This is a genomic window from Geodermatophilus obscurus (assembly GCF_900143215.1).
GTDB classification, from domain to species: Bacteria; Actinomycetota; Actinomycetes; order Mycobacteriales; family Geodermatophilaceae; genus Geodermatophilus; species Geodermatophilus obscurus_A.
On the sequence record NZ_FRDM01000006.1, the window covers coordinates 1 to 21,152 of the forward strand.

At 75.1% G+C, this 21,152-nt stretch carries 18 protein-coding genes; 10 read left to right on the top strand and 8 right to left on the bottom strand.

The window, feature by feature from the left end:
* The first annotated feature begins 169 nt into the window (after positions 1-169).
* Complete coding sequence (locus tag BUB17_RS07915; RefSeq protein WP_280173861.1) at positions 170-1,489, top strand: MFS transporter; 1,320 nt, start codon at positions 170-172, stop codon at positions 1,487-1,489.
* 22 nt (positions 1,490-1,511) lie between these two features.
* On the opposite strand, the gene BUB17_RS07920 is transcribed toward BUB17_RS07915, so the two are convergent.
* The 4 genes from BUB17_RS07920 to ppk2 all read right to left on the bottom strand — a co-directional run bounded on the left by BUB17_RS07920 (position 1,512) and on the right by ppk2 (position 6,075).
* On the bottom strand, positions 1,512-1,838 hold the full coding sequence (locus BUB17_RS07920; RefSeq protein WP_072916065.1) for a hypothetical protein: 327 nt from the start codon (positions 1,836-1,838) through the stop codon (positions 1,512-1,514).
* 118 nt (positions 1,839-1,956) lie between these two features.
* Positions 1,957-3,591, bottom strand: coding sequence for a GMC family oxidoreductase (locus BUB17_RS07925; RefSeq protein ID WP_072916067.1), 1,635 nt, complete (start codon positions 3,589-3,591; stop codon positions 1,957-1,959).
* Positions 3,588-5,096 carry an aldehyde dehydrogenase family protein gene (locus tag BUB17_RS07930; protein ID WP_072916070.1) on the bottom strand — a complete coding sequence of 503 codons (1,509 nt, stop codon included), beginning with the start codon at positions 5,094-5,096 and terminating at the stop codon, positions 3,588-3,590. Before BUB17_RS07930 ends, BUB17_RS07925 begins: the two co-directional genes overlap by 4 nt.
* A 46-nt stretch (positions 5,097-5,142) precedes the next feature.
* Positions 5,143-6,075: a polyphosphate kinase 2 gene (ppk2, locus tag BUB17_RS07935; protein WP_072916072.1), complete on the bottom strand. Its 933-nt coding sequence runs from the start codon at positions 6,073-6,075 to the stop codon at positions 5,143-5,145.
* 41 nt (positions 6,076-6,116) lie between these two features.
* Between ppk2 and BUB17_RS07940 the strand changes: the two genes are divergently transcribed.
* Positions 6,117-9,227, top strand: coding sequence for a sacsin N-terminal ATP-binding-like domain-containing protein (locus BUB17_RS07940; RefSeq protein ID WP_072916074.1), 3,111 nt, complete (start codon positions 6,117-6,119; stop codon positions 9,225-9,227).
* An 85-nt stretch (positions 9,228-9,312) separates the two neighbouring features.
* Here the strand turns inward: BUB17_RS07940 and BUB17_RS07945 are convergent, their stop codons facing one another.
* Complete coding sequence (locus BUB17_RS07945) at positions 9,313-9,681, bottom strand: hypothetical protein (protein WP_072916076.1); 369 nt, start codon at positions 9,679-9,681, stop codon at positions 9,313-9,315.
* Between the two features lie 186 nt (positions 9,682-9,867).
* Complete coding sequence (locus tag BUB17_RS07950; RefSeq protein WP_141242949.1) at positions 9,868-10,161, bottom strand: hypothetical protein; 294 nt, start codon at positions 10,159-10,161, stop codon at positions 9,868-9,870.
* Positions 10,162-10,390: 229 nt separating this feature from the next.
* Here BUB17_RS07950 and BUB17_RS07955 point away from each other — a divergent pair, with 229 nt between their 5' ends.
* The 6 genes from BUB17_RS07955 (at position 10,391) to BUB17_RS07980 (ending at position 16,274) form a co-directional block, all read left to right on the top strand.
* The gene (locus tag BUB17_RS07955) at positions 10,391-10,747 is read left to right on the top strand and encodes an STAS domain-containing protein (RefSeq protein WP_072916080.1); all 357 of its coding nucleotides are present in this window, start codon (positions 10,391-10,393) and stop codon (positions 10,745-10,747) included.
* 504 nt (positions 10,748-11,251) lie between these two features.
* A complete protein-coding gene (locus BUB17_RS07960) occupies positions 11,252-12,040 on the top strand; it encodes an ABC transporter ATP-binding protein (RefSeq protein ID WP_072916083.1) in 789 nt (262 codons plus the stop codon).
* Complete coding sequence (locus BUB17_RS07965; protein WP_244277041.1) at positions 12,028-12,897, top strand: ABC transporter ATP-binding protein; 870 nt, start codon at positions 12,028-12,030, stop codon at positions 12,895-12,897. Before BUB17_RS07960 ends, BUB17_RS07965 begins: the two co-directional genes overlap by 13 nt.
* The gene (locus BUB17_RS07970) at positions 12,894-13,784 is read left to right on the top strand and encodes a branched-chain amino acid ABC transporter permease (protein ID WP_072916085.1); all 891 of its coding nucleotides are present in this window, start codon (positions 12,894-12,896) and stop codon (positions 13,782-13,784) included. The genes BUB17_RS07965 and BUB17_RS07970 overlap by 4 nt, the downstream gene beginning before the upstream one ends.
* Positions 13,777-15,030: a branched-chain amino acid ABC transporter permease gene (locus tag BUB17_RS07975; RefSeq protein WP_072916088.1), complete on the top strand. Its 1,254-nt coding sequence runs from the start codon at positions 13,777-13,779 to the stop codon at positions 15,028-15,030. Before BUB17_RS07970 ends, BUB17_RS07975 begins: the two co-directional genes overlap by 8 nt.
* A complete protein-coding gene (locus tag BUB17_RS07980; protein ID WP_072916090.1) occupies positions 15,027-16,274 on the top strand; it encodes an ABC transporter substrate-binding protein in 1,248 nt (415 codons plus the stop codon). Before BUB17_RS07975 ends, BUB17_RS07980 begins: the two co-directional genes overlap by 4 nt.
* A gap of 138 nt (positions 16,275-16,412) precedes the next feature.
* On the opposite strand, the gene BUB17_RS07985 is transcribed toward BUB17_RS07980, so the two are convergent.
* Complete coding sequence (locus BUB17_RS07985) at positions 16,413-17,567, bottom strand: MFS transporter (RefSeq protein WP_072916093.1); 1,155 nt, start codon at positions 17,565-17,567, stop codon at positions 16,413-16,415.
* A 123-nt stretch (positions 17,568-17,690) separates the two neighbouring features.
* On the opposite strand from BUB17_RS07985, the gene BUB17_RS07990 reads away from it, so the two are divergent.
* Together BUB17_RS07990 and fabG are read left to right on the top strand one after the other, a co-directional pair.
* Positions 17,691-18,902: an acetyl-CoA C-acetyltransferase gene (locus tag BUB17_RS07990; protein WP_072916095.1), complete on the top strand. Its 1,212-nt coding sequence runs from the start codon at positions 17,691-17,693 to the stop codon at positions 18,900-18,902.
* 85 nt (positions 18,903-18,987) lie between these two features.
* Complete coding sequence (fabG, locus tag BUB17_RS07995) at positions 18,988-19,755, top strand: 3-oxoacyl-ACP reductase FabG (RefSeq protein WP_072916098.1); 768 nt, start codon at positions 18,988-18,990, stop codon at positions 19,753-19,755.
* A gap of 27 nt (positions 19,756-19,782) precedes the next feature.
* Here the strand turns inward: fabG and BUB17_RS08000 are convergent, their stop codons facing one another.
* Positions 19,783-21,147 carry a DUF2254 domain-containing protein gene (locus BUB17_RS08000; protein ID WP_083606157.1) on the bottom strand — a complete coding sequence of 455 codons (1,365 nt, stop codon included), beginning with the start codon at positions 21,145-21,147 and terminating at the stop codon, positions 19,783-19,785.
* Positions 21,148-21,152 lie beyond the last annotated feature (5 nt).

Sequence of the window (21,152 nt, forward strand, 5' to 3'; positions counted from 1 at the left end):
CGGCCGGACTCGGGCCTGATGTCCCGGCCGGACTCGGGCCTGATGTCCCGGCCGGACTCGGGCCTGATGTCCCGGCCGGACTCGGGCCTGATGTCATGGCCGGATCCTTGCACGTGTTGGCCGCCGGGCCACTGTCCGCCCGCGCGCGGCGTCCGCCATGCTCTCCGTCGTGACGAGCACCGCCGCGCCGCGCACGCACCGGGTCCACCCCGCCTGGTGGGTCGCCGGGGTGACCTTCCTGGCCCTGGTCGGCGCCGCGGCGTTCCGGGCGGTGCCCGGGGTGCTCATCGAGCCGTTGCGCGCGGAGTTCGGCTGGTCGGTCACGACGATCTCCGCCGCGGTCGCGGTCAACATGGCGCTCTACGGGCTGACCGCGCCGTTCGCCGCCGCGCTGATGGAGCGCTTCGGCATCCGCCGGGTCGTCGTGGCGGCGCTGCTGCTGACCGCGACCGGCAGCGGGCTCACCGTCTTCATGACCGCGAGCTGGCAGCTGGTGCTGCTGTGGGGCTTCCTCGTGGGCCTCGGCACCGGGTCGATGGCGCTGTCGCTGGTCGCGACGGTGACCGGCCGCTGGTTCGTGGCCCGCCGCGGCCTGGTGTCCGGGATCCTCACTGCCGGCGGGGCGACCGGGCAGCTGGTGTTCCTCCCGCTGGTCGCCTGGGCCGACGCGACCTGGGGCTGGCGGTCGGCGTCGCTGGGCACGACCGCGGCCGCGCTGGCCGTGGTCCCGCTGGTGCTGTGGCTGCTGCGCGACCGGCCGCGCGACGTCGGCGCCGTCCCCTACGGCGGAACGGCGGCCGACGACGTCGACCCGGTCCGCACCGGCGCGGCCCGGACGGCGGTGCGCGGGCTGGTGTCGGCCGTGCGCACGACGCCGTTCTGGCTGCTGGCCGGGGGTTTCTTCATCTGCGGGCTGTCGACCAACGGGCTGGTCCAGCCGCACTTCATCCCGGCCGCGCACGACCACGGCATGCCGATCACCACCGCGGCCGGGCTGCTCGCCGTCGTCGGGGTCTTCGACATCGCCGGCACGGTGCTCTCGGGCTGGCTGACCGACCGCGTCGACCCGCGGCTGCTGCTGCTGGCCTACTACGGGCTGCGCGGCCTGTCGCTGTTCCTGCTGCCGACCCTGTTCGGGCCCGACCTGCACGTCAGCATGGTGGCGTTCATCGTGTTCTACGGCCTGGACTGGGTGGCCACCGTGCCGCCGACGCTGGCGCTGTGTCGCGAGTTCTTCGGCCCGCGGGCGCCGGTGGTGTTCGGGTGGGTCTTCGCCTCGCACCAGGTGGGCTCGGCGTTCGCGGCCTTCGGGGGCGGCGTGATCCGCGACGTGACCGGTTCCTACGACCCCGCGTGGCTGGTGGCCGGGGCGCTCTGCATCGCCGCGGCGGCCATGTCGTTCCTGATCCCCCGCCGGCCGGCCGAGGTGGGGACGCCGGCGCTGCCGCCGGACCCCGAGGAGGCCGCGGCCGCCCAGGCCCACGGCTGAGAGGAGGACCCCCTGCTCCCACTCACGAGCTCGCGGCGGGGCCCTGCAAGGAACCGACCCTCTGCCGGCGCTCGGCCCAGCGCCGCTCGGCGGCCAGGCCCTCGGCGAAGCCACGGGCGTACCAGAGGGGAGCGTTGGCCTCCAGGCCGCTCGGCGGGTCGCCCGGCCGGGATCCCCAGAGCAGGCGCGCGAAGGCCGCGGGGTCGCGGCCCCGGCAGTACGTCGAGGGCGGGTCGAGCGCGCCGTGCGGCTCGAACCGCGCGGCGGCGTGGCCGTCCCTGCGGCCGAAGGCGGAGGCGGTCTCGAGCAGGGCCCAGTACGGCGGCTCGCGCAGGTGTCCGGTGTTCACGCCAGTCGGAGCACCGAGGCGGGCCGACGGATACACCGGGCGGGGAGTTCCCGGGTGCGGCTGGGCGGCCCCGAGCCGGTCCGCCCCGAGCACGTGGGTGCGGGCGCAGGGTCCTCGGTCAGGTGGTGCTGGTGAGGGTCGGGTCGACGGTGCGACCGGTGATCAGGTCGGCCGCCCGCTCGGCGATCATGATCGTCGGCGCGTTGGTGTTGCCGCGCACGAGCGTCGGCATGACCGAGGCGTCGACCACCCGCAGCCCGTCGACGCCGTGCACCCGCAGGTGCGCGTCGACCACCGCGTGGTCGTCGGTGCCCATCCGGCACGAGGAGACCGGGTGGTACAGCGACTCGAGGCTGTCCCGCACCGCCCGCCGCAGGCCGTCGCGGGTGCGCACCGTGCCGCCGGGGGACCACTCCTCGACCAGGACGTCGGCCAGCGGGCCGCAGCCGGCGATCTCCCGCGCCTTCTCCACGCCGCACACCAGCGCGTCGAGGTCGCGCTCGTCGGTGAGGTAGCCGGCGTCGATCGCCGGTGCCCACGTCGGGTCGGCCGAGCGCAGCCGCACCGAGCCGCGGGAGTGCACCCGGACGACGACGGCGGCGGCGGTGAACGCGTCGACGTCGGGGTCGACCCGCGCCTGCTGCCAGAACTTCACCGGCAGGAAATGGTACTGCAGGTCGGGCTGGGGCAGGTCCGGCCGGGAGCGGGTGAACAGCCCCGCCTCGGCCAGGTTGGAGGTCAGCGGGCCGCGGCGGGCACCGAACCAGCGCGCGTAGCCCGACGGCGACTCCGCCCGGAACAGCGACTTCCCCGACCGGGTGTGCCAGACGACCGGCACCAGCGGGTGGTCCTGCAGCCCGCCGCCGACGCCGGGCAGGTCGCAGACGACGTCGACGCCGACCTCGCGCAGGTGCGCTCCCGGGCCGATGCCGGAGAGCATCAGCAGCTGCGGCGAGTTCACCGCGCCGCCGGCCAGCACGACCTCGGCCGCGGCGTGCGCGGTGCGCGTCTGCCCGCCCGACCGGTACTCGACGCCGGTGGCCCGCCCGCCGGACACCAGCACCCGGGTGGTCAGCGCGCCGGTGCGCACGGTCAGGTTGGACCGGGCCGTCGCGGGGTGCAGGTAGGCGTCGGCGGCCGACCAGCGGCGGCCGCGACGCTGGGTGAGCTGGTAGAGGCCCACGCCCTCCTGGCCGGCGCCGTTGAAGTCGTCGTTGCGCGGGTACCCGGCCGCCACCGCGGCCTCCACGGCCGCCCGCGACCAGGGGTGGGGGGAGCGCGGGTCCTCGACCCGCAGCGGGCCGCCGACGCCGTGGAAGCGGTCCGCGCCGCGGGCGTTGTCCTCCATCCGGCGGAACAGCGGCAGCACGTGCTCGTAGGACCACGAGCGGTCGCCGGTGAGCTCGGCCCACTCGTCGTAGTCGGCCGCGGCGCCGCGGACGTAGATCATCGCGTTGATCGACGACGACCCGCCCAGCAGCTTGCCCCGCGGCCAGAACAGCCGCCGCCCGCCCAGGGCCGGCTGCGGCTCGGTCGTGTAGTTCCAGTCCCGCCGGGTGCGCCACGTCTTGTGCAGCGCCGCCGGGATCTGCACCTCCAGGACGTCGTCCGAGCCGCCCGCTTCCAGCACCAGCACCCGCAGCGACGGGTCCTCGCTCAACCGCCCGGCCAGCGCGCAGCCGGCCGAGCCCGCGCCGACGACGACGACGTCGAACTCCTCGGTGCCCACGTCTGCCGGGACCTGGACGGTCACCGGTGCCGCCCGTGGACCAGGCCCATGACACGGGCCAGCGCGTCGGCGGCCGCGGCCGGCCGGGTGAAGCTCATCAGGTCGACCGGCAGCCTGAAGCGCTGGCGGGTGATGGCCTTGGCGCGGGTGAACTCGCGCAGCCCGTCCGCGCCGTGGATCCGGCCGAAGCCGCTCTCGCCCACGCCGCCGAAGGGCAGGGCCGGCACCGAGGCGAAGGTGAGCACCGAGTTCACCGACGTCATGCCGCTCTTCATCCGGCGGGCGAGGTCCATGGCGCGGGCCTTCGACCGGGAGAAGACCGCGCCGGCCAGGCCGTGCCCGTTCGCGTTGGTGCGCCGCAGCGCCTCCTCGGCGTCGCGCACCCGCGTGATGGTCAACGTCGGGCCGAAGGTCTCCTCGCACACGGCAGCCGAGGTCTCGGGGACGTCGAGCAGCACGGTCGGCGCGACCACGCGGCCCTCGACGGTCCCGCCGACCGCGATCCGGCCACCGGCGGCGACCGCGTCGTCCAGGTGCCGGCGGACGACGTCGGTCTGGGCGGCCATCGTCATCGGACCGTAGGCGGCGGCGTCGTCGGTGCCCGGCCGCAGCCCGCGGACCTTCTCGGTCACCTCGGCGACGAAGGCGTCGTAGACCCGCTCGGTGGCGTAGACCCGCTCGATGCCGATGCAGGTCTGCCCTCCGTTGCTCATCGCGCCCCACACCGCGGCGTCGGCCGCGGCGGCCACGTCGGCGTCGTCGTCGACGATCATCGCGTCCTTGCCGCCGAGCTCCATGAGCACCGGCGTGAGGGTCTCCGCGCAGGCCGCCATGACCCTCCGGCCGGTGGGTGCCGAGCCGGTGAAGGCCAGCTTGCCCACGCCCGCGCGGCACAGCGCCGCGCCCGTCGCGCCGAGGCCGGTGACGACCGAGAAGGCGCCGGCGTCCGGCACGGCGGCCCGCCAGGCCTCGGCCAGCCACACGCCCACGGCAGGCGTGTGCTCCGAGGGCTTGAAGACGACGGCGTTGCCGGCAGCCAGCGCGTAGGCGATCGAGCCCATCGGCGTGAACACCGGGTAGTTCCACGGGCCGATCACGCCGACGACGCCGAGCGGCTGGTACTCCAGCCACGCCGCGTGGTTGGCCGCCAGCAGCCCCGGGCTCACCCGCCGCGGACCCAGCACCTTGCGGGCGTGCGCACCGGCCCAGGCCAGGTGGTCGATGGTGAGGGTGATCTCGAAGATCGCGTCGGCGTGCGGCTTGCCGTTCTCCCGGTGCACCAGATCGGCCAGCTCGTGCACGCGGCGGGCCAGGTAGCCCTGGTATGCCGCCAGCCGCTCCCGGCGGCCGTCGAAGCCGAGGTCGGCCCACGCCGCGGCGGCGACGCGGGCGCGGTCCACGGCCGCGCGGACGTCCTCGGCGTCCTGCACGGGGAACACCCCCACGACCGCGCCCGAGGCGGGCGCGGTCGACTCGAACGTCTCGGCGGCGCCGCTCCCGGCGCCGTCCCTCTGCTCGGCGAGCGACATGGGAGCGCAGGTTACCCGTGGGTAGCAACCATCGGCGGTGAGCCGCTCAGCCGGCCGCAGCCAGTTCCGCCCGCTCGAGCGCCTCGCGGTCGGACTCCAGCACGTCGGCCGCGGCCACGACGATGTTCGGGTCCGGCCGGCCGACGACCGCCTCGTCCTTGCCCTCGTAGGGCAGCGACCACAGCACGTGGCGCAGCGCCTCGAGCCGGGCCCGCTTCTTGTCGTTGCTCTTGATGACCGTCCACGGCGCGTGCTCGGTGTCGGTCGCCGTGAACATCGCCTCCTTGGCCGCGGTGTAGTCGTCCCAGCGGTCCAGCGAGGCGAGGTCGGTGGGGGAGAGCTTCCACTGCCGCACCGGGTCGATGCGCCGCACGATGAAGCGGGTCCGCTGCTCGCGCCGGGACACCGAGAACCAGAACTTGACCAGCCGGATGCCGCTGTCGACGAGCATCCGCTCGAAGTCCGGTGCCTGGCGCACGAAGCGCTCGTACTGCTCGTCGGTGCAGTAGCCCATCACCCGCTCGACGCCGGCGCGGTTGTACCAGGACCGGTCGAACAGCACGATCTCGCCGGCGGCGGGCAGGTGGGCCACGTAGCGCTGGAAGTACCACTGGGTCTGCTCGCGCTCCGAGGGCTTGTCCAGCGCGACGACCCGGGCGCCCCGGGGGTTCAGGTGTTCGGTGAAGCGCTTGATGGTGCCGCCCTTGCCGGCGGCGTCGCGCCCCTCGAAGAGGACGACCAGCTGCTGGCCGGTGTCCTTGACCCAGCCCTGCAGCCGCAGCAGCTGGATCTGCAGCCGGCGCTTCTCCCGCTCGTACTCCGACCGCGGCAGCCGCTGGTCGTAGGGATAGCCCTCCCGCCAGGTCTCGATCCGCTTGCCGTCCGGGCCGAAGAGCTCGCCGTCGTCGTCCCAGTCCTCGTCGGAGTCGTCGGCGGGGAGGGCCTGCAACCGGTACTGGGAGACGTCGATCTCGGACACGCACCGGGGGTACCCCTCCGCGCCGCTGCCATGCTGACGGCGTGGCCGACCCCTTCGATGCCTCGGGAGCCGACCTCTTCGACACCGCGGGAGCCGACCCCTTCGACACCGCGGGAGCCGACCCCTTCGACACCGCGGAGCTGCGACGGCGGGTGCTCGCCGCCTGGGCCGACTCCCCGGCCCGCTTCCGCGAGGACGCCAACGCCGAGGAGGACCTCGTCCGCGGCGGCTACCGCGACCGGTCGGTGGTGGAGCTGGCGCAGAACGCCGCCGACGCCGCCGCCCGGGCGGGGGTGGCAGGACGGCTGCGGCTGGAGCTGACCGGCGACGGCACCGGGGGAGAGGTGCTGCGGGCGGCGAACACCGGCGCGCCGCTCGACGCCGCCGGGGTGCAGGGCCTGGCCTCCCTGCGCGCCTCGGCCAAGCGCGACGAGCCGGGGTCGGTCGGCAGGTCCGGGGTCGCGGGCGGACCGCGGATCGAGCCGGTCGGCAGGTTCGGGGTCGGTTTCGCGGCCGTCCTCGCGGTCACCGACGAGCCGGCGGTGCACTCGACCACCGGCGGGGTCGCGTTCAGCGCCGGCCGCACCCGCGCCGAGGTCGCCGCCGTCCCCGCGCTGACCGAGGAGGTGGCCCGCCGGGACGGCGCGGTGCCGGTGCTGCGGCTGCCCTGGCCGGCCGGGGGGACGCCACCCGAGGGCTTCGCCACCGAGGTCGTGCTGCCGCTGCGCGCCGGGTCGCGGGCTGCCGTGCGCACCGCCCTGGAGGAGCTGACGCCCGAGTTGCTGCTGGCGCTGCCCGGGCTCGCCGCGGTCGACGTCGTCCTCGACGGAACGGTGCGGTCGCTGTCGGTGCGCCGGCGTGGCACGGAGGCCGAGCTGACCGACGGCGAGCGGACGACGGTCTGGCGGGTGGAGCGGCGCGACGGCGAGCTGCCCGAGGCGCTGCTCGCCGGGCGGCCGGTCGAGGAGCGAGGACGCCGCGCCTGGACGCTGACCTGGGCGGTGCCGCTGGACGACGACGGGCGGCCGGCGCCCCTGCCGCTGCCGCAGCGGGTGCACGCACCGACGCCCAGCGACGAGCCGCTCACCCTGCCCGCCCGCCTGGTCGCGCCCTTTCCGCTGGGCCCCGACCGGCGGCACGTGCTGCCCGGGCCGGTCACCGACGCGCTGGTGGCCGAGGCGGCCGGTGCCTACGCCGACCTCCTCGCGGAGCTGACCGAGGGGGCGGGGAGGGACGGCGCGGTGCTGGCGCTGGTGCCGCGCACCGGGCTGGCCGGCGCCGAGCTGGACGCCGAGCTGTGCACCGCTGCGCTGGAGCGGCTGCGTGAGGCCGCGTGGCTGCCGGTGGCCGGGACCGAGCGCGACCGGCAACCGCCCGGCCGGGCCGCGGTGCTCGCCGAGCCGACCGAGGAGCGGGTGGCCGCGCTGACCGGCGTGCTCCCCGGCCTGCTGCCGGCGGGCTGGTCCGCCCGGACCGACCTCCCCGCGCTGGCCGCCCTCGGCGTGCGCCGGGTCGGCACCGCCGAGGCCGTGGAGGCGGTCCGCGGCGTCGCCCGGCCGCCGTCGTGGTGGGCGCAGCTGTACGCGGCCCTCGACGGCGCCGAGCGCGAGGAGCTGGCCGCGCTGCCGGTCCCGCTCGCCGACGGCCGCACCGCGCACGGCCCGGCGGGGGTGCTGCTGCCCGACGCGGAACTGCCGGTGGCGCGGCTGGGTCCGCTCGGGTTGCGGGTGGCCGACCCGGACGCGGTCGCCCCCGCCGCCGCCCGCCGGCTGCTGGAACGGCTCGGGGCGCGCCCGGCCACTGCCGCCGCGGTGCTCGCCGACCCGGAGGTGCGCGCGGCGGTCGAGGCCTCGGTCGACGCGGCCGACGACGGCTGGGATCCCGACCGGGACCCGGCCGCGTTCGCCGACGCCGTCCTGGCCCTGGTCGACGCGGCCGGGACCGGGCCGGGGGAGCTGCCCTGGCTCGCCGAGCTGGCGCTGCCCGACGCCGGCGGGGGCTGGGCGCCGGCCGGGGAGCTGGTGCTGCCCGGGTCCCGCTTCGCCGGCGTGCTGCTCGACGGCGCGCTGGGCACCCTGGCGCCCGAGCTGGACGCCGACCCGGACGTGCTGCGGGCGGTGGGCGTGCTCGACGGCTTCGCGCTGGTGCACGCCGAGGACCCCGACGAGCTCGACGTCGACGCGGCGCTGGACTGGGCCGACGCCGTCCTCGACCGGCTGCCCGCCGACGCGCCGGCTCCGTCCTGGCCGCCGCTGACCGCCGTCCGGGACCTCGAGCTGGTCGCCGACTGGGCCGGCGCGCTGCCGCTGCTGGCCGCGCTGCCGCCGGAGGCGTGGGCCGACGTCGTCCTCGGCGGCGTGCCGGTGCCGGGCTACCTGCGCTGGTGGCTGGGGACCCACCCGGTGCTCGGCGGACGGCGCCCGGACCGGCTGCGGCACCCGGAGGCAGCCGAGTTGCAGGGACTGTACGAACCGGCCGACACCGCTCCGGCCCTGCTCGACCTGCTGCAGCCCCCGGCCTCGGTGGACGGCGTCCTGGCCGACGTCGACGGCGCGCTCGACCTGCTCGACCGGCTCGGCGACGACCGCCGCACCGTCTCGGCCGCGGTGCTGCGCACCGTGCACGCCCGGCTCGCCGCGGCACTCGACGGTGTCGACGTGGACCCGCCGGACCGGGTGCGCGTGGCCCCGGACCGCGTGGTGCCCGCCGCGGAGGCCGTCGTCCTCGACGCTCCGTGGTTCCTGCCCCTGGTCGACTCCGCACTCGTGCCCGCGGGCGGGGCGCCAGGACCGGTCGCCGACCTGCTGGACCTGCCGCTGGCCGGTGAGGTGGTGCGCGCCCGGGTGGAGAGCCACCCGGCGCGCACGGTGCGCTGGGCCGACGTCCCGGGGGCCGACCTGGCCGCCGCCCGGCTGGGGCTGGCGGAGCTGCCCGGCGAGGTCGCCGTCCATGAGCCGCTGCGGGCCGGTGGCCGGGTGGTGCCGTGGTGGCCGGGGAACGGGGTCGACCACGTCGACGGGACACCGGACGCGCTCGGGCGGGCGCTGGCCTGGCGGACGGGGGCGTGGCCGCTGCGCCAGGCGCTGGCCGAGGCCTTCGCCGATCCGGAGCACGCCGACGTGCTCGCCGCCGAGGACGCCGTCGGCCCGTGAGCCGGAGCCGACGGCGCCCCCCGTCGGCCCCCTTGCAGGGTCCCGCCGCGAGCTCGCGAGTGGCGGGGGGCAAGGGGGTCCTCTTTCACTGACCCCAGCGCGGAATGGCGTGCGCGCCCGAGGCATGACCGTGGGCGGAGGTGGGCCGTCCGCTCCGCCCGGCCGGTGCGCCGGGCACCGGGGCGCGCCCGGCCTCGGCGCAGCAGCGGTACAGCGACCGCCACTGCTCGGCGGTCAGGTCGGCGGCGCGGGTGGTGGGTGGCAGGCCTGCCGAGCGCAGCCACCGGGCGCCGGCCGGGCCGGGCAGGACGGCGCGCAGCGTGGCGCCGAGGGCGGCGCCGGGCCGGGCGAGGACGGCGTGCGCCAGGCGGTCGAAGGCGGCCGCCTCCGTCTCGGGGAGGGCGGCGCGGGCGGTGGCGGGTGCGCCGTCGAGGGTGCGGTGCGGGCGGGACAAGGCGACCTCCGGAGGAGGGCAGGGCTGCGCGGCCGGCAGCCGGTCAGCGAGGAGACAGGTGCGCCCGGCCGGAGCGGGGCGCGGACGGCGGGGAGCAGGACTCGACCCGCGGGCACGTCACGCAGTGGACGGATCAGGAGCGCACGGCGGTGACGCTACGGACCGCGCCGGAGGGCGTCGAGCGGATTACCGACCGGACGAGCGGCCGGCCTTGCGCTGCTGGTGGGCCTCCCAGCGGGCGCGGTCGCGGGCGCGGACGTCCTTGGTCCGCTCCCGGCGCTCGGCGCGTCGGCGGGCCCGGTCGAGCTCGCGCTGCTCGAAGGAGGAGTGCTGCTCCCAGTTGCTGGCCAGCACCGCGACGCCCCAGAGACAGAGGCCGAAGATGGCGACGAACGCGGCGAGGATGGGGTCGAGCACCAGGAACGCCGCGACCGAGCCGGCCAGCCAGACCCCGCCCCACACCGCCAGCCGCCTCGACACGCGGTCCAGTATCCCCGCGCGAGAGGCGGCCGGTCGCCGCACCCCGTTCCGGTGCACCACGGCCGTGATCACGTCCGCGGTCGCCCCTTGAACATCGGGACGGAGGTCCCTACGGTCAAGGGGTAGCGGTTCAACAGTCAGCCGCGGCACCAGTTGCCGGACTCCGCGTCGTGCCACGGCTGGTCCCGTGGTCGTCCGTACGGGTTCGCTTCCTCGAGAGAGGCGCACCGTGACCGCTGTCTCCACCTCCGACCTCGTCTCGATCGACGTGACCGGCTCCGCCACCGGCGTCCTGCTCACCGTCAGCGGCGAGGTCGACTCCTCCACCGCTCCCCGGCTGCGCGAGGTCGTGGAGTCGGCCTTCGCCGACCGCGTCCCGGCGCTCACCGTCGACCTCGACCGCGTGACCTTCCTGGACTCCGCCGGGCTGTGCGTGCTGGCCTTCGCCCACCGCCGGGCCGCCGAGGTCGGCGTCCGGCTGCGCGTGGTCGCCTCGTCCCGGGCGGTGATCCGGCCGCTGCAGATCACCGGCCTCTACGACCTGCTCGCCGTCGAGCACGTCGGACCCGGCACCGGCGCTGCCTGAGAAGGCCCGTGCCCGTACCGTGGCAGGACCCGTCCTCCCCTTGACGGGCCGCCTCGCCCCCCGCCAGAGAAGGACCCCGTCCTCCTCATCCCTCGCGAGCTCGGGCGGGACCCAAGACGGGGCCGGAGCCTCGGGAGGCGGCCGGCGGCGGAACCCCGCACGGGGGTTGTCAGAGCTCAGGGCGGTGCCCGGGACGGGCCACGGCGGGGTCCCTGGAGGGTGGGCCGTCCCGACCTCCTGGCTCGTTCCCCCGACGGACCCGCCGACGGTGAGTCCGTCGTGCTGCCACTGGTTGGGCTGTGCAACCCATAAGCCCAGGTGACGCGCCTGTCGCTGGATCAGGTCACCTGCTGGTCACGAAACGCGTGCTGACTGGACGGATCGGCGCGACGTGGCTTTACAGTCTCCGGCCATGTGCCCTGACTCACAGGCCGATGTCGTTCCGCGGCACGGTGACCCACGGATGCCGGCCGGCTCGCCGGGGACGGCCGCGGTGCGGCCCGCATGCTGAGCATCGACTCGCTGCGGGTGACGTACGGCGGCGCCGTCGAGGCGGTGCGCGGCGTGACCATGGAGGTGCCCGACGGCAAGGTCGTCGCCGTCCTCGGCAGCAACGGTGCCGGTAAGAGCACGCTGCTGCGGACCATCTCCGGCACCCTGAGGCTGCACCGGGGACGCGTCGACGAGGGGGCGGTGCGCTTCGACGGCGACGTCCTCACCGCTCGCGACCCGGGGCAGATCGTCCGCCGGGGCGTCGTCCAGGTGCCGGAGGGACGGCGGATCTTCGGCCGGCTCACCGTCGAGGAGAACCTGCGGGCCGGCGGCATGGGCAACCGGGACCGCGCCGCCAAGACCCGCGCGCACGCCCGGGTGCACGACCTGTTCCCCGTGCTGGCCGAGCGCAGCGGCCAGCGGGCCGGGCTGCTCTCCGGGGGTGAGCAGCAGATGCTCGCGATCGGCCGGGCCCTCATGGCCAGCCCCAAGCTGCTGCTGCTCGACGAGCCCTCGCTGGGGCTGGCGCCCCGCGTCATCGGCCAGATCGGCGAGGTGGTGGCCGAGATCAACCGGCAGGGCACCTCCGTGCTGCTCGTCGAGCAGAACGCCACGATGGCGCTGGGGGTCGCCGACCTGGCCTACGTCCTCGACGTCGGCAAGGTCTCCCTGTTCGGGCCGGCCGCGGAACTCGCCCGCACCGACGAGGTGCAGCGGCTGTACCTGGGCCACGGCGACCCGACCGCCGCCGGGCCGGTCGCCCGCGGCCCGCGCCGCACGCTGTCGCGGTGGACGGCGTGACCGCGGCCGGCGACGTGCAGATCCGGGCGGACGTCCCGCCCGTGGAGGTCGAGCACGTCAGCGTCCGCTTCGGGGCCATCCGGGCGCTCAACGACGTCTCCTTCACCGTCGCACCCGGGGCCATCCACGCCGTCATCGGCCCCAACGGCGCCGGCAAGTCGACGATGTTCAACGTCCTGTCGGGGGTCTACCGGGCCGCCGAGGGCGAGGTCCGCTTCGGCGACGCGCGACTGGACCAGATGCGGCCGTTCCAGATCGCCGGCTTCGGCGTGGCGCGGGCGTTCCAGAACATCGCGCTCTCCGGCACCCAGTCGGTGGCCGAGAACCTCATGCTCGGCCGGCACCACCTGACCAAGGCCGGGTTCCTCGCCTCCGGGCTGCGGCTGCCCCGCGCCACCCGCGAGGGCAGGGTGCACGGCGAGCGGATCCGGGAGATCGCCGAGTTCCTCGACCTCGGCGACAAGCTGCACACCCCGGTCGGCGTGCTGTCCTACGGCGACCAGAAGCGGGTCGAGGTGGCCCGGGCGCTGTGCACCGAGCCGCGGCTGCTGCTGCTCGACGAGCCGGTGGCCGGGATGAACGCCGAGGAGACCGGCCGGATGGCCGAGGCCATCCGCGAGATCCGCTCGGCGCTCGGCATCTCGATCGTCCTGGTCGAGCACGACATGGGGATGGTCATGTCGCTGGCCGACCGGGTCACCGTCCTGGACTTCGGCCGCCGGATCGCCGACGGCACCCCCGCCGAGGTGCAGGCCGACCCCGAGGTCATCCGCGCCTACCTCGGCTCGGGCGATGACGAGACGCCGGCCGAGGCCGTCGCACACCACACCACCGACACGCCAGGGACGACCTCGTGACCCAGTTCCTCTCGCTCCTGCTCAACGGGTTGTCGCTCGGCGCCATCTACGCGCTGATCGCGCTCGGCTTCGTGATCATCTTCAAGGCCAGCGAAGTGGTGAGCTTCACCCACGGCTCGCTGCTGCTGCTGGGCGCCTACGCCATCGCGCGGCTGTCCGAGCCGCTGGGCTTCCTGCTCGCCGTGCTCGCCGGACTGGCGATCACCGCGCTGGCCGCGCTGGTCATCGAGCGGTTCATCATCAACCGCCTCCGCGGCGCTCCCGTGATCAGCCTGGCGATCGTCACCATCGGCGTCGACATCATCCTGCTGACCGAGCTGATCCGGCGGATCGGCCCGGACATCCTGAACGTGCCGCACCCGTGGGGCGGGGAGTCGGTCCGCATCGGCGGCATCGGGATCACCCAGAACCGGCTGATCGCCATGATCGTCGCCGGCGTGCTCATCGCCGTCTTCTTCGTCGCGTTCAAGTACTCCAGCTGGGGCGTGGCCATGCGCGCCTCCGCGGAGGACGGCGAGACCGCGGCGCTGATGGGCATCCGGCAGGGCCGGGTCTCCGCGCTGGCCTGGGTCGTCGCCGGCGTCCTCGCAGGGGTGGCCGCGCTGTTCCTGGTCGGCAGCCCGACACCCGGGGTGAGCTCGGCCGTCTACGCCACGGCGCTGCGCGCCTTCCCGGCGGCCATCCTGGGCGGCCTGGACTCCACCGGTGGCGCGCTGGTGGGCGGCCTGCTCATCGGGCTCGCCGAGTCCCTGGCCGCCGGCTACCAGGAGCAGCTGCTCTTCCTCGGCCGTGGCTTCGGCGAGGTCGTCCCCTACGTGGTGATGATCGCCGTCCTGCTCGTCCGGCCGTCGGGGCTCTTCGGCACCAAGGAGCTGACCCGTGTCTGAGCAGACCGTCTCGCGCCCGGCGGGGGCCTCCCGCGCGGGATCCGCCACGCCTGCCCGGTCGGGCCGGGCCGGGCGCAGCCCCGGCACCGTGGTCAAGTGGGTGCTGCTCGCCGCGCTGCTGGTCTTCCTGCTGGTCTTCCCGCTGTACTTCGACGAGTTCTGGCTGCGCACCGGCTTCGCGGTGTTCGGCGCTGCCATCGGCGCCATCGGCCTGAACCTGCTCGTGGGCACCACCGGCCAGCTGTCCCTGGCGCACGCGTTCTTCCTCGCCGTCGGGGCGGTCAGCTACACCTACATCTCCGGCGAGTCCGGCGGGCTCGGCACCCGGGCCTCGTTGGACGGGCTGGGCCTGCCGCCGATCGTCGGCATGGTCGTCGGCGTGCTGCTCGCCGGGCTGGCCGGGCTGGTCTTCAGCCCGATCGCGGCGCGGCTGCGGGGCATCTACCTCGGTGTCGCCTCGCTGGGCCTGGTCTTCATCGGCGTCCACGTGATCAACACCTGGACGCCGGTGACCGGTGGGTTCAACGGCCGCGCGGCGCCGGAGTTCTCGCTGTTCGGCTTCACGTTCGGCAACAGCGACCCGCAGCTGTGGGTGCTGGGCGTGCCGTTCCGGGAGGCCGAGCGGCTCTGGTACCTGGGCCTGGTCCTGGCGCTGGCCGCCTACGTGTTCGCCCGCAACCTGCTGCGCAGCCGGCCCGGCCGGGCGCTGCAGACGCTGCGGGACAGCGAGGTCGCCGCGTCGGTCATGGGCGTCAACGTGCAGGCCTACAAGGCCCGGGTGTTCCTGGTCAGCTCCATGTACGCCGGCCTGTCCGGGGTCCTCTACGCGCTGTCCATCGGGAGCATCGCGCCGGAGTCCTTCACGCTGGTCGTCTCCATCCAGTACCTGGCGATGATCGTGCTGGGCGGTCTCGGGTCGGTGGGCGGTGCGGCGCTGGGCGCGCTGTTCGTCACCGCGCTCCCGCTGCTGTTCCAGCAGTACGCCGACGTGCTGCCGCTGGTGAGCGCCCCCGGCCAGGGCGGCATCTCCGCAGGCTTCGCCGCCCGGTTCCTCTACGGCGCCGCGATCATCCTCATCGTCCTGTTCGAGCCCGCCGGGCTGGCCGGCATCGCGCAGCGCCTCACCCAACGCTTCCGCCGGGGCCGTGCGCCCGCCCGCGGCGGAGTCGCCGCACCACCCCCGGAGCAACCCGGCTCCGCACCGACCCCCTCCGACCGACCAGCACAAGGGAGCGACACCAGATGAGAACAGGCAAGGCACTGCGCACGACCACCGCGGTCGCCGCGGCCGTCGTCGTGGCGACGGCCGGCTGCAGCACGAGGGCACCGGAGTCCAGCGGCGGCGGCGGAGGGGGAGAGGGCGGCTCGGCCGGCGAGGTCGCGACCGACGTCGGCATCGAGGGGACGACGATCACCCTCGGCGTCCTCACCGACCTGACCGGCGTGTTCGCCGCGCTCGGCCAGGACATCACCAACGCCAACACGCTGTTCTGGCAGGACAACCAGGTCTGCGACACCTACACCGTCGAGCTCGACGTCCAGGACACCAACTACGTCCCGCAGAACGGTGTGCAGCTCTACAGCGGCATGGAGCCCAACATCCTGGCGATGCAGCAGACGATCGGCTCGCCGATCAACACCGCGCTCGCGCCGGAGTACGAGTCCGACCAGATCGTCAACTTCCCGTCGGCCTGGGCGCGCACGCTGACCGAGATCCCCGGCACCGGCGTCGTCGGCGCCACCTACGACGTCGAGCTGGCCAACGGCTACTCCTACCTCTTCGAGCAGGGCCTGCTGCAGGACGGCGCGACCGTCGGGCACATCTACTTCGAGGGCGAGTACGGCGAGAACGGCCTCGCGGGTAGTGAGGCGGTGGCCGAGGAGCGCGGGCTGACGATCATCCCCGCGCAGATCAAGTCGACCGACCAGGACATGACCGCGCAGATCACCCAGTTCGCCGCGGCCGGGGTCGACGCCATCGCCCTGACCGTCGCGCCGACGCAGACCGCGTCCGCGGCCGGCGTGGCGGCGGCCCAGGGGCTCAACGTGCCGATCATCGGCAGCAACCCGGTGTTCGCGCCGGGCCTGCTGCAGGGGCCGGCCGCGCAGGCGCTCAAGGACAACCTGTACGTCGCCAGCCCGGTGTCGGCGTTCGACGCCCAGCCCGAGCTGCTCGAGCAGTACCAGCAGGCCTACCCGAACGTGCAGCCGAGCCTCGGCGTGCTCGTCGGCTACGGCATGAGCGCGATCATGAAGCAGGTCCTCGACGCGGCCTGCGAGAACGGCGACCTCACCCGCGCGGGCGTGGTCAACGCCTTCAACGAGCTGCAGGACGTGGACACCGGCGGCCTCGTCGTCCCGATCCAGGGCTTCGAGACCGGCCGCTCGCCCAGCCTGCAGAGCTTCATCCTGCGGCCGGCCGACGTCCCGGGCGGCGCCACCGTCGTCCAGGACGCGTTCGAGGGCGAGTTCGCGGAGGGCCTGCGCTGACCCTCGGGTGACCGCTGGCGGCGCCCCCTCCCGACGGGAGGGGGCGCCGTCGCGCGTTCGGGGCCTGCACCCGCGGCGGACGCGCCGTGCGTCTGGTCGCCGCGGCCGGCTGCGCCGTCGTCCGGCACGAGGGAGGGCTCACAGCCGCCCGAGGCGGGCGACCGGCACGAGCCGGAGGGCGAGCAGCGCCGTCAGCACCGCGGCGACCTGCAGCGGCACCCAGGCCGGTGTCGACCGGGCCGCGGTCGCCATGAGGAACGGCACGGCGAAGCCGAGGTAGGCGCAGGCCAGGAACACCGACGTCAGCTCGCCCCGGCGGGTGGGTGCGGCCAGCCGGCCGGTGACGGTGAGCCCGGCCGCCAGGCACAGCCCGCCGCCGGACCCGAGCAGGGGGGCGGCGGCCAGCAGCCAGGGCCAGGCGCCGGTGGCCACGAAGGCCGCCGCCGCGCCGAACCCGGCCGCGCCGAGGGCCGCGCCGGTGACGGCGGTCCACGACCCCAGCCGGCGCTGCAGGCCGGCCACGAGCGTCCCCGCGCCGAGCGTCACCCCGGCGAGGACGCCGGTGAACGCGACCCCGCCGGCGGGCAACTCCCCCAGCAGCGGCACCGCCGAGATGATCGACGAGGGGAACGCGTAGACGCAGACCGCGACCGGGGCCAGCACGGTCGCGGCGAGCAGCGCGCTGCTCGGGGGCAGCAGCGGGACGGCGGAGCTGCCGGTGGTGCGCCGTCCGCCGGGGGACAGCACGACGGTCTCCGGCACCGGCAGCGCCAACACCAGTCCCACACCGACCAGCACCGTGTGCAGGAGGTAGGGCAGGACCGTGGGCGCCGGCGCGAACTGGCCCAGCAGCCCGCTGGTGAGCGGCCCGAGGGAGAACCCCGCCGTCATGGCGACCGCGGCCCGCCGTCCCCCCGCGCCATCCCCGGAGGCGACGGACAGCTCGGCGACCCAGGCGCTGGCGACGCTGAACACGACGCCGCTGACCACGCCCTGCAGGAAGCGGGCGCCGAAGAGCAGGGTCAGCGAGTCACCGGCCGCGGCGAAGGCCAGCGACGCCACCCCGGCGAGGACCACGCCGGGGATCGCCACGCGGCGACGGCCCAGCCGGTCCGACAGCGGGCCGGCCAGGAACAGCGCGGGGACCAGGCCGGCGGCGTAGCAGCCGAACAGCGCGGTCAGCACCTCGGCGGAGAGGCCGAGCCGCTCCTGGTAGACCAGCAGCAGCGGCGTGGGGACGTTCGTGCCGGCCGCCACCGCGAACAACGTGAACACCGCTCGCCTCCAGGCCACCGCGGCACCCTACGGAGGCGGCGCCGACTCCGCGCGCGACGTGCGGAGAGGTCGCTGCGACACGACCGGTCGAACAGGGGCAGACTCACGGGTGCCCGACGGTGACGACCAGAGGAGGACCCCGTGCGCGATGCGGTCATCTGCGAGCCCCTGCGGACCCCGGTGGGTGGCTTCGGCGGCTCCCTGCGTGACGTGCCGGTGCAGGATCTCGCGGCCACGGTGATCCGTGCGGTGATGGAGCGCACCGGGCTGCCACCGGAGTCGGTGGACGACGTCCTGCTCGGGCACTGCTATCCCACGATGGAGGCCCCGGCGATCGGCCGGGTCGCCGCGCTGGACGCCGGGCTGCCGGTGACCGCCGCGGGCATCCAGCTGGACCGCCGCTGCGGCTCGGGCCTGCAGGCGGTGCTGTACGGAGCGATGCAGGTGCAGTCCGGCAGCTCGGACGTCGTCCTGGCCGGTGGCGCGGAGTCGATGAGCAACGCGCCATTCTACTCCATCGCCATGCGCTGGGGCGTCAAGGCCGGGCCGGGCGTGCTGCTGCAGGACGGCCTGGCCCGCGGCCGGGTGACCGCCGGTGGCCACAACCACCCGGTGCCCGGCGGGATGCTGGAGACCGCGGAGAACCTGCGCCGGGAGTACCGGATCAGCCGCGAGGAGCAGGACGAGTACGCCGTCCGCAGCCACCAGCGGGCCGCTGCGGCCGCCGAGGCGGGCCGGTTCGCCGAGGAGATCGTGCCGGTGACGGTCAAGCAGCGGAAGAGCGAGGTCGTCGTCGACCGCGACGAGCACATCCGCCCCGACTCCAACGTCGAGACGCTCGCCAAGCTGCGCCCGATCATGGGCCGCGACGACCCGGAGGCCACCGTCACCGCGGGCAACGCCAGCGGGCAGAACGACGGCGCCGCGGTCTGCGTGGTCACCACCCCGGAGAAGGCCGCCGAGCTGGGCCTGCGGCCGCTGGCGCGGCTGGTGTCCTGGGCGGTGGCCGGCGTCCCGCCGAAGACCATGGGCATCGGGCCGGTGCCGGCCACCGCCAAGGCGCTCGCGCTGGCCGACGTCAAGCTCGCCGAGGTCGACCTCATCGAGCTCAACGAGGCCTTCGCCAGCCAGGTGCTGGCGGTGACCCGCGAGTGGGGCTTCACCGACGCCGACTTCGAGCGGACCAACGTCAACGGCTCGGGCATCTCGCTGGGGCACCCGGTCGGTGCCACCGGCGGCCGCATCCTCGCCACCCTGACCCGGGAGATGGCCCGTCGCGACGCCCGCTACGGGCTGGAGACGATGTGCATCGGCGGCGGCCAGGGCCTCGCCGCGCTGTTCGAGCGGGTCTGAACGAGGACCCCTGCCCCGCCGCTCGCGAGCTCGCGGCGGGACCCGGCAGGGGGCCGCCGTCCCCTTCGAGTATGGGAGTTGCCGCATGTCCGACCCCACCGACCAGCAGCGCGTCGCGATCGTCACCGGCGCGGCCCGCGGCATCGGCGCCGCCACCGCGCAGCGGCTGGCCGAGGACGGCTTCGCGGTGGCGGTGGTCGACCTCGACGAGTCCTCCACGGCCGCCACGGTCCAGGCGATCGAGGCCGCCGGCGGCCGCGCCCTCGGGGTGGGCGCCGACGTCGGGGACGCCGACCAGGTGCAGGCCGCCGTCGACCGGGTCGCCACGGAGCTCGGCCCGCCGCTGGTGCTGGTGAACAACGCCGGCGTCACGCGCGACAACCTGCTGTTCAAGATGACCGACGCCGACTGGGACCTGGTCATGCACGTGCACCTGCGCGGCTCGTTCCTCATGACCCGAGCCGTGCAGCAGCACATGGTCCAGGCCGGCTGGGGCCGGGTGGTCAACCTGTCGAGCACCTCGGCGCTGGGCAACCGGGGCCAGGCCAACTACGCCACCGCCAAGGCCGGGCTGCAGGGGTTCACCAAGACGCTGGCGATCGAGCTGGGCAGGTTCGGCATCACCGCCAACGCGATCGCGCCCGGGTTCATCCAGACCGAGATGACCAGGGCGACCGCCGAGCGCATCGGCCGCAACTGGGAGGAGTACGTGGCCGAGCGGGCCGCCGCCATCCCGGTGCAGCGCGGCGGCGTGCCCGCGGACATCGCGCACACCGTCTCGTTCTTCGTCAGCGAGGGCGCCGGCTTCGTCTCCGGGCAGGTCGTCTACGTCGCCGGCGGTCCTCGTACCTGAGGACCCCCGGGGAGCCGGCACGAGGCATCAGGACGACGGACGTGTCCAGCGGCGCGCGAGGGCGTCGTCCACGGCGTCGGCCCGACGCCGGATGTCCTCGGGCGCCAGGCCCGCCGGCGGGGAGGCCAGGCTCATCTCCACCAGGGCGTCGCGCTGCTGCCGGACGGCCTCCTGCTGGGTGGGTGTGCGGGCCCGCCAGGCCACCTCGGCCAGCATGGTGAGGAGCCGGTCGACGACCAGGGGGTCCTCCCGGCCGTAGTTGCGGACCTGGGTGACGGCGAGGTCGAGCAGCTCGGCGAACGTCCACGACCGGAGCAGGACCCGTTCGACGCCGCTCTCGTCGGCCAGCCGGCGGTGCCAGGCGTCGCGCTCGGCCGCCCGTCCGAGCAGGGCCGAGACGTGTGCCAACGCATGGGTGGCAGTCGTCGGGTCGTTGATCCCGGGGGAGAGGGCCCGGGCGGCGATGTCGACCAGCTTGCGCAGGCCGTAGCTGGGGTCGATGACGTCGGCGCGCTCGTACCCGAGGTCGACCGATCCGTGCAGCGCCTTCTCGAGGTCGCCGGCCCGGAGGTCGTCGCCGGGCCGGAGACCCCAGCCCCACGCCAACGGTGCGCCGGCGATGACCTGGTCACCGGGCCGCCGCTCCAGCCGCACGATGGCACCACAGCGGCTGACGGCCTCCAGCAGCGGCTTCTCCGACACCTGGACGAGGAAGCCGCTGTCGCGGGCGCACAGTGGCCGAGCCGTGGCCGGCACCGCGGGGAGCGGGCGGTCGACCTGCTCGTCCTCCTCCTGCTGGCGGCTGATCCGTGCCCAGGTGCGCGAGGACTCGGCGTGGACGTCGCGCATCATCGTCTCCACCCGTAGCTGCCGGGTCTGGTGACTGAGGAACGTCACCAGCGCCGCGACCGAGCCCAGCAGGAGCAGGAACGCGACGGTCACCGAGATCCGCGGCACGAACGAGCTGCCCTCGGCCTCGTCGGCCGAGCGCACGCTGCGCAGCACGACGAGGGCGTAGACGAACGTCCCGAGCAGCACGCCGAGACAGGTCTGGACCACCCGGTCGCGGACGAACGTCTGCAGCAGCCGGGGGGAGTACTGGCTGCTGGCCAGTTGCAGGGTCACGATCGTCAGCGAGAACAGCAGCGTGGTCACCGAGATCAACGACGAGGCGATCGCCGACAGGATCGTGCGGGCAGCCGATGGGCCACCGGTGAACACCCACCGGATCGGGTTGTCGCCGAAGGCGAGCGCCCGGTCGAGTTCGGTGAGCCCGATGCCCAGTCCGACCGCGAGGACGATCGCCACCGCGGGCAACGGCCAGAGCGCGCCGGTGGCGCTGTTCCACACCGCCTGCAGCCGGCCGCCCCGCAACTGGGCCGATGACGTCACCGGGC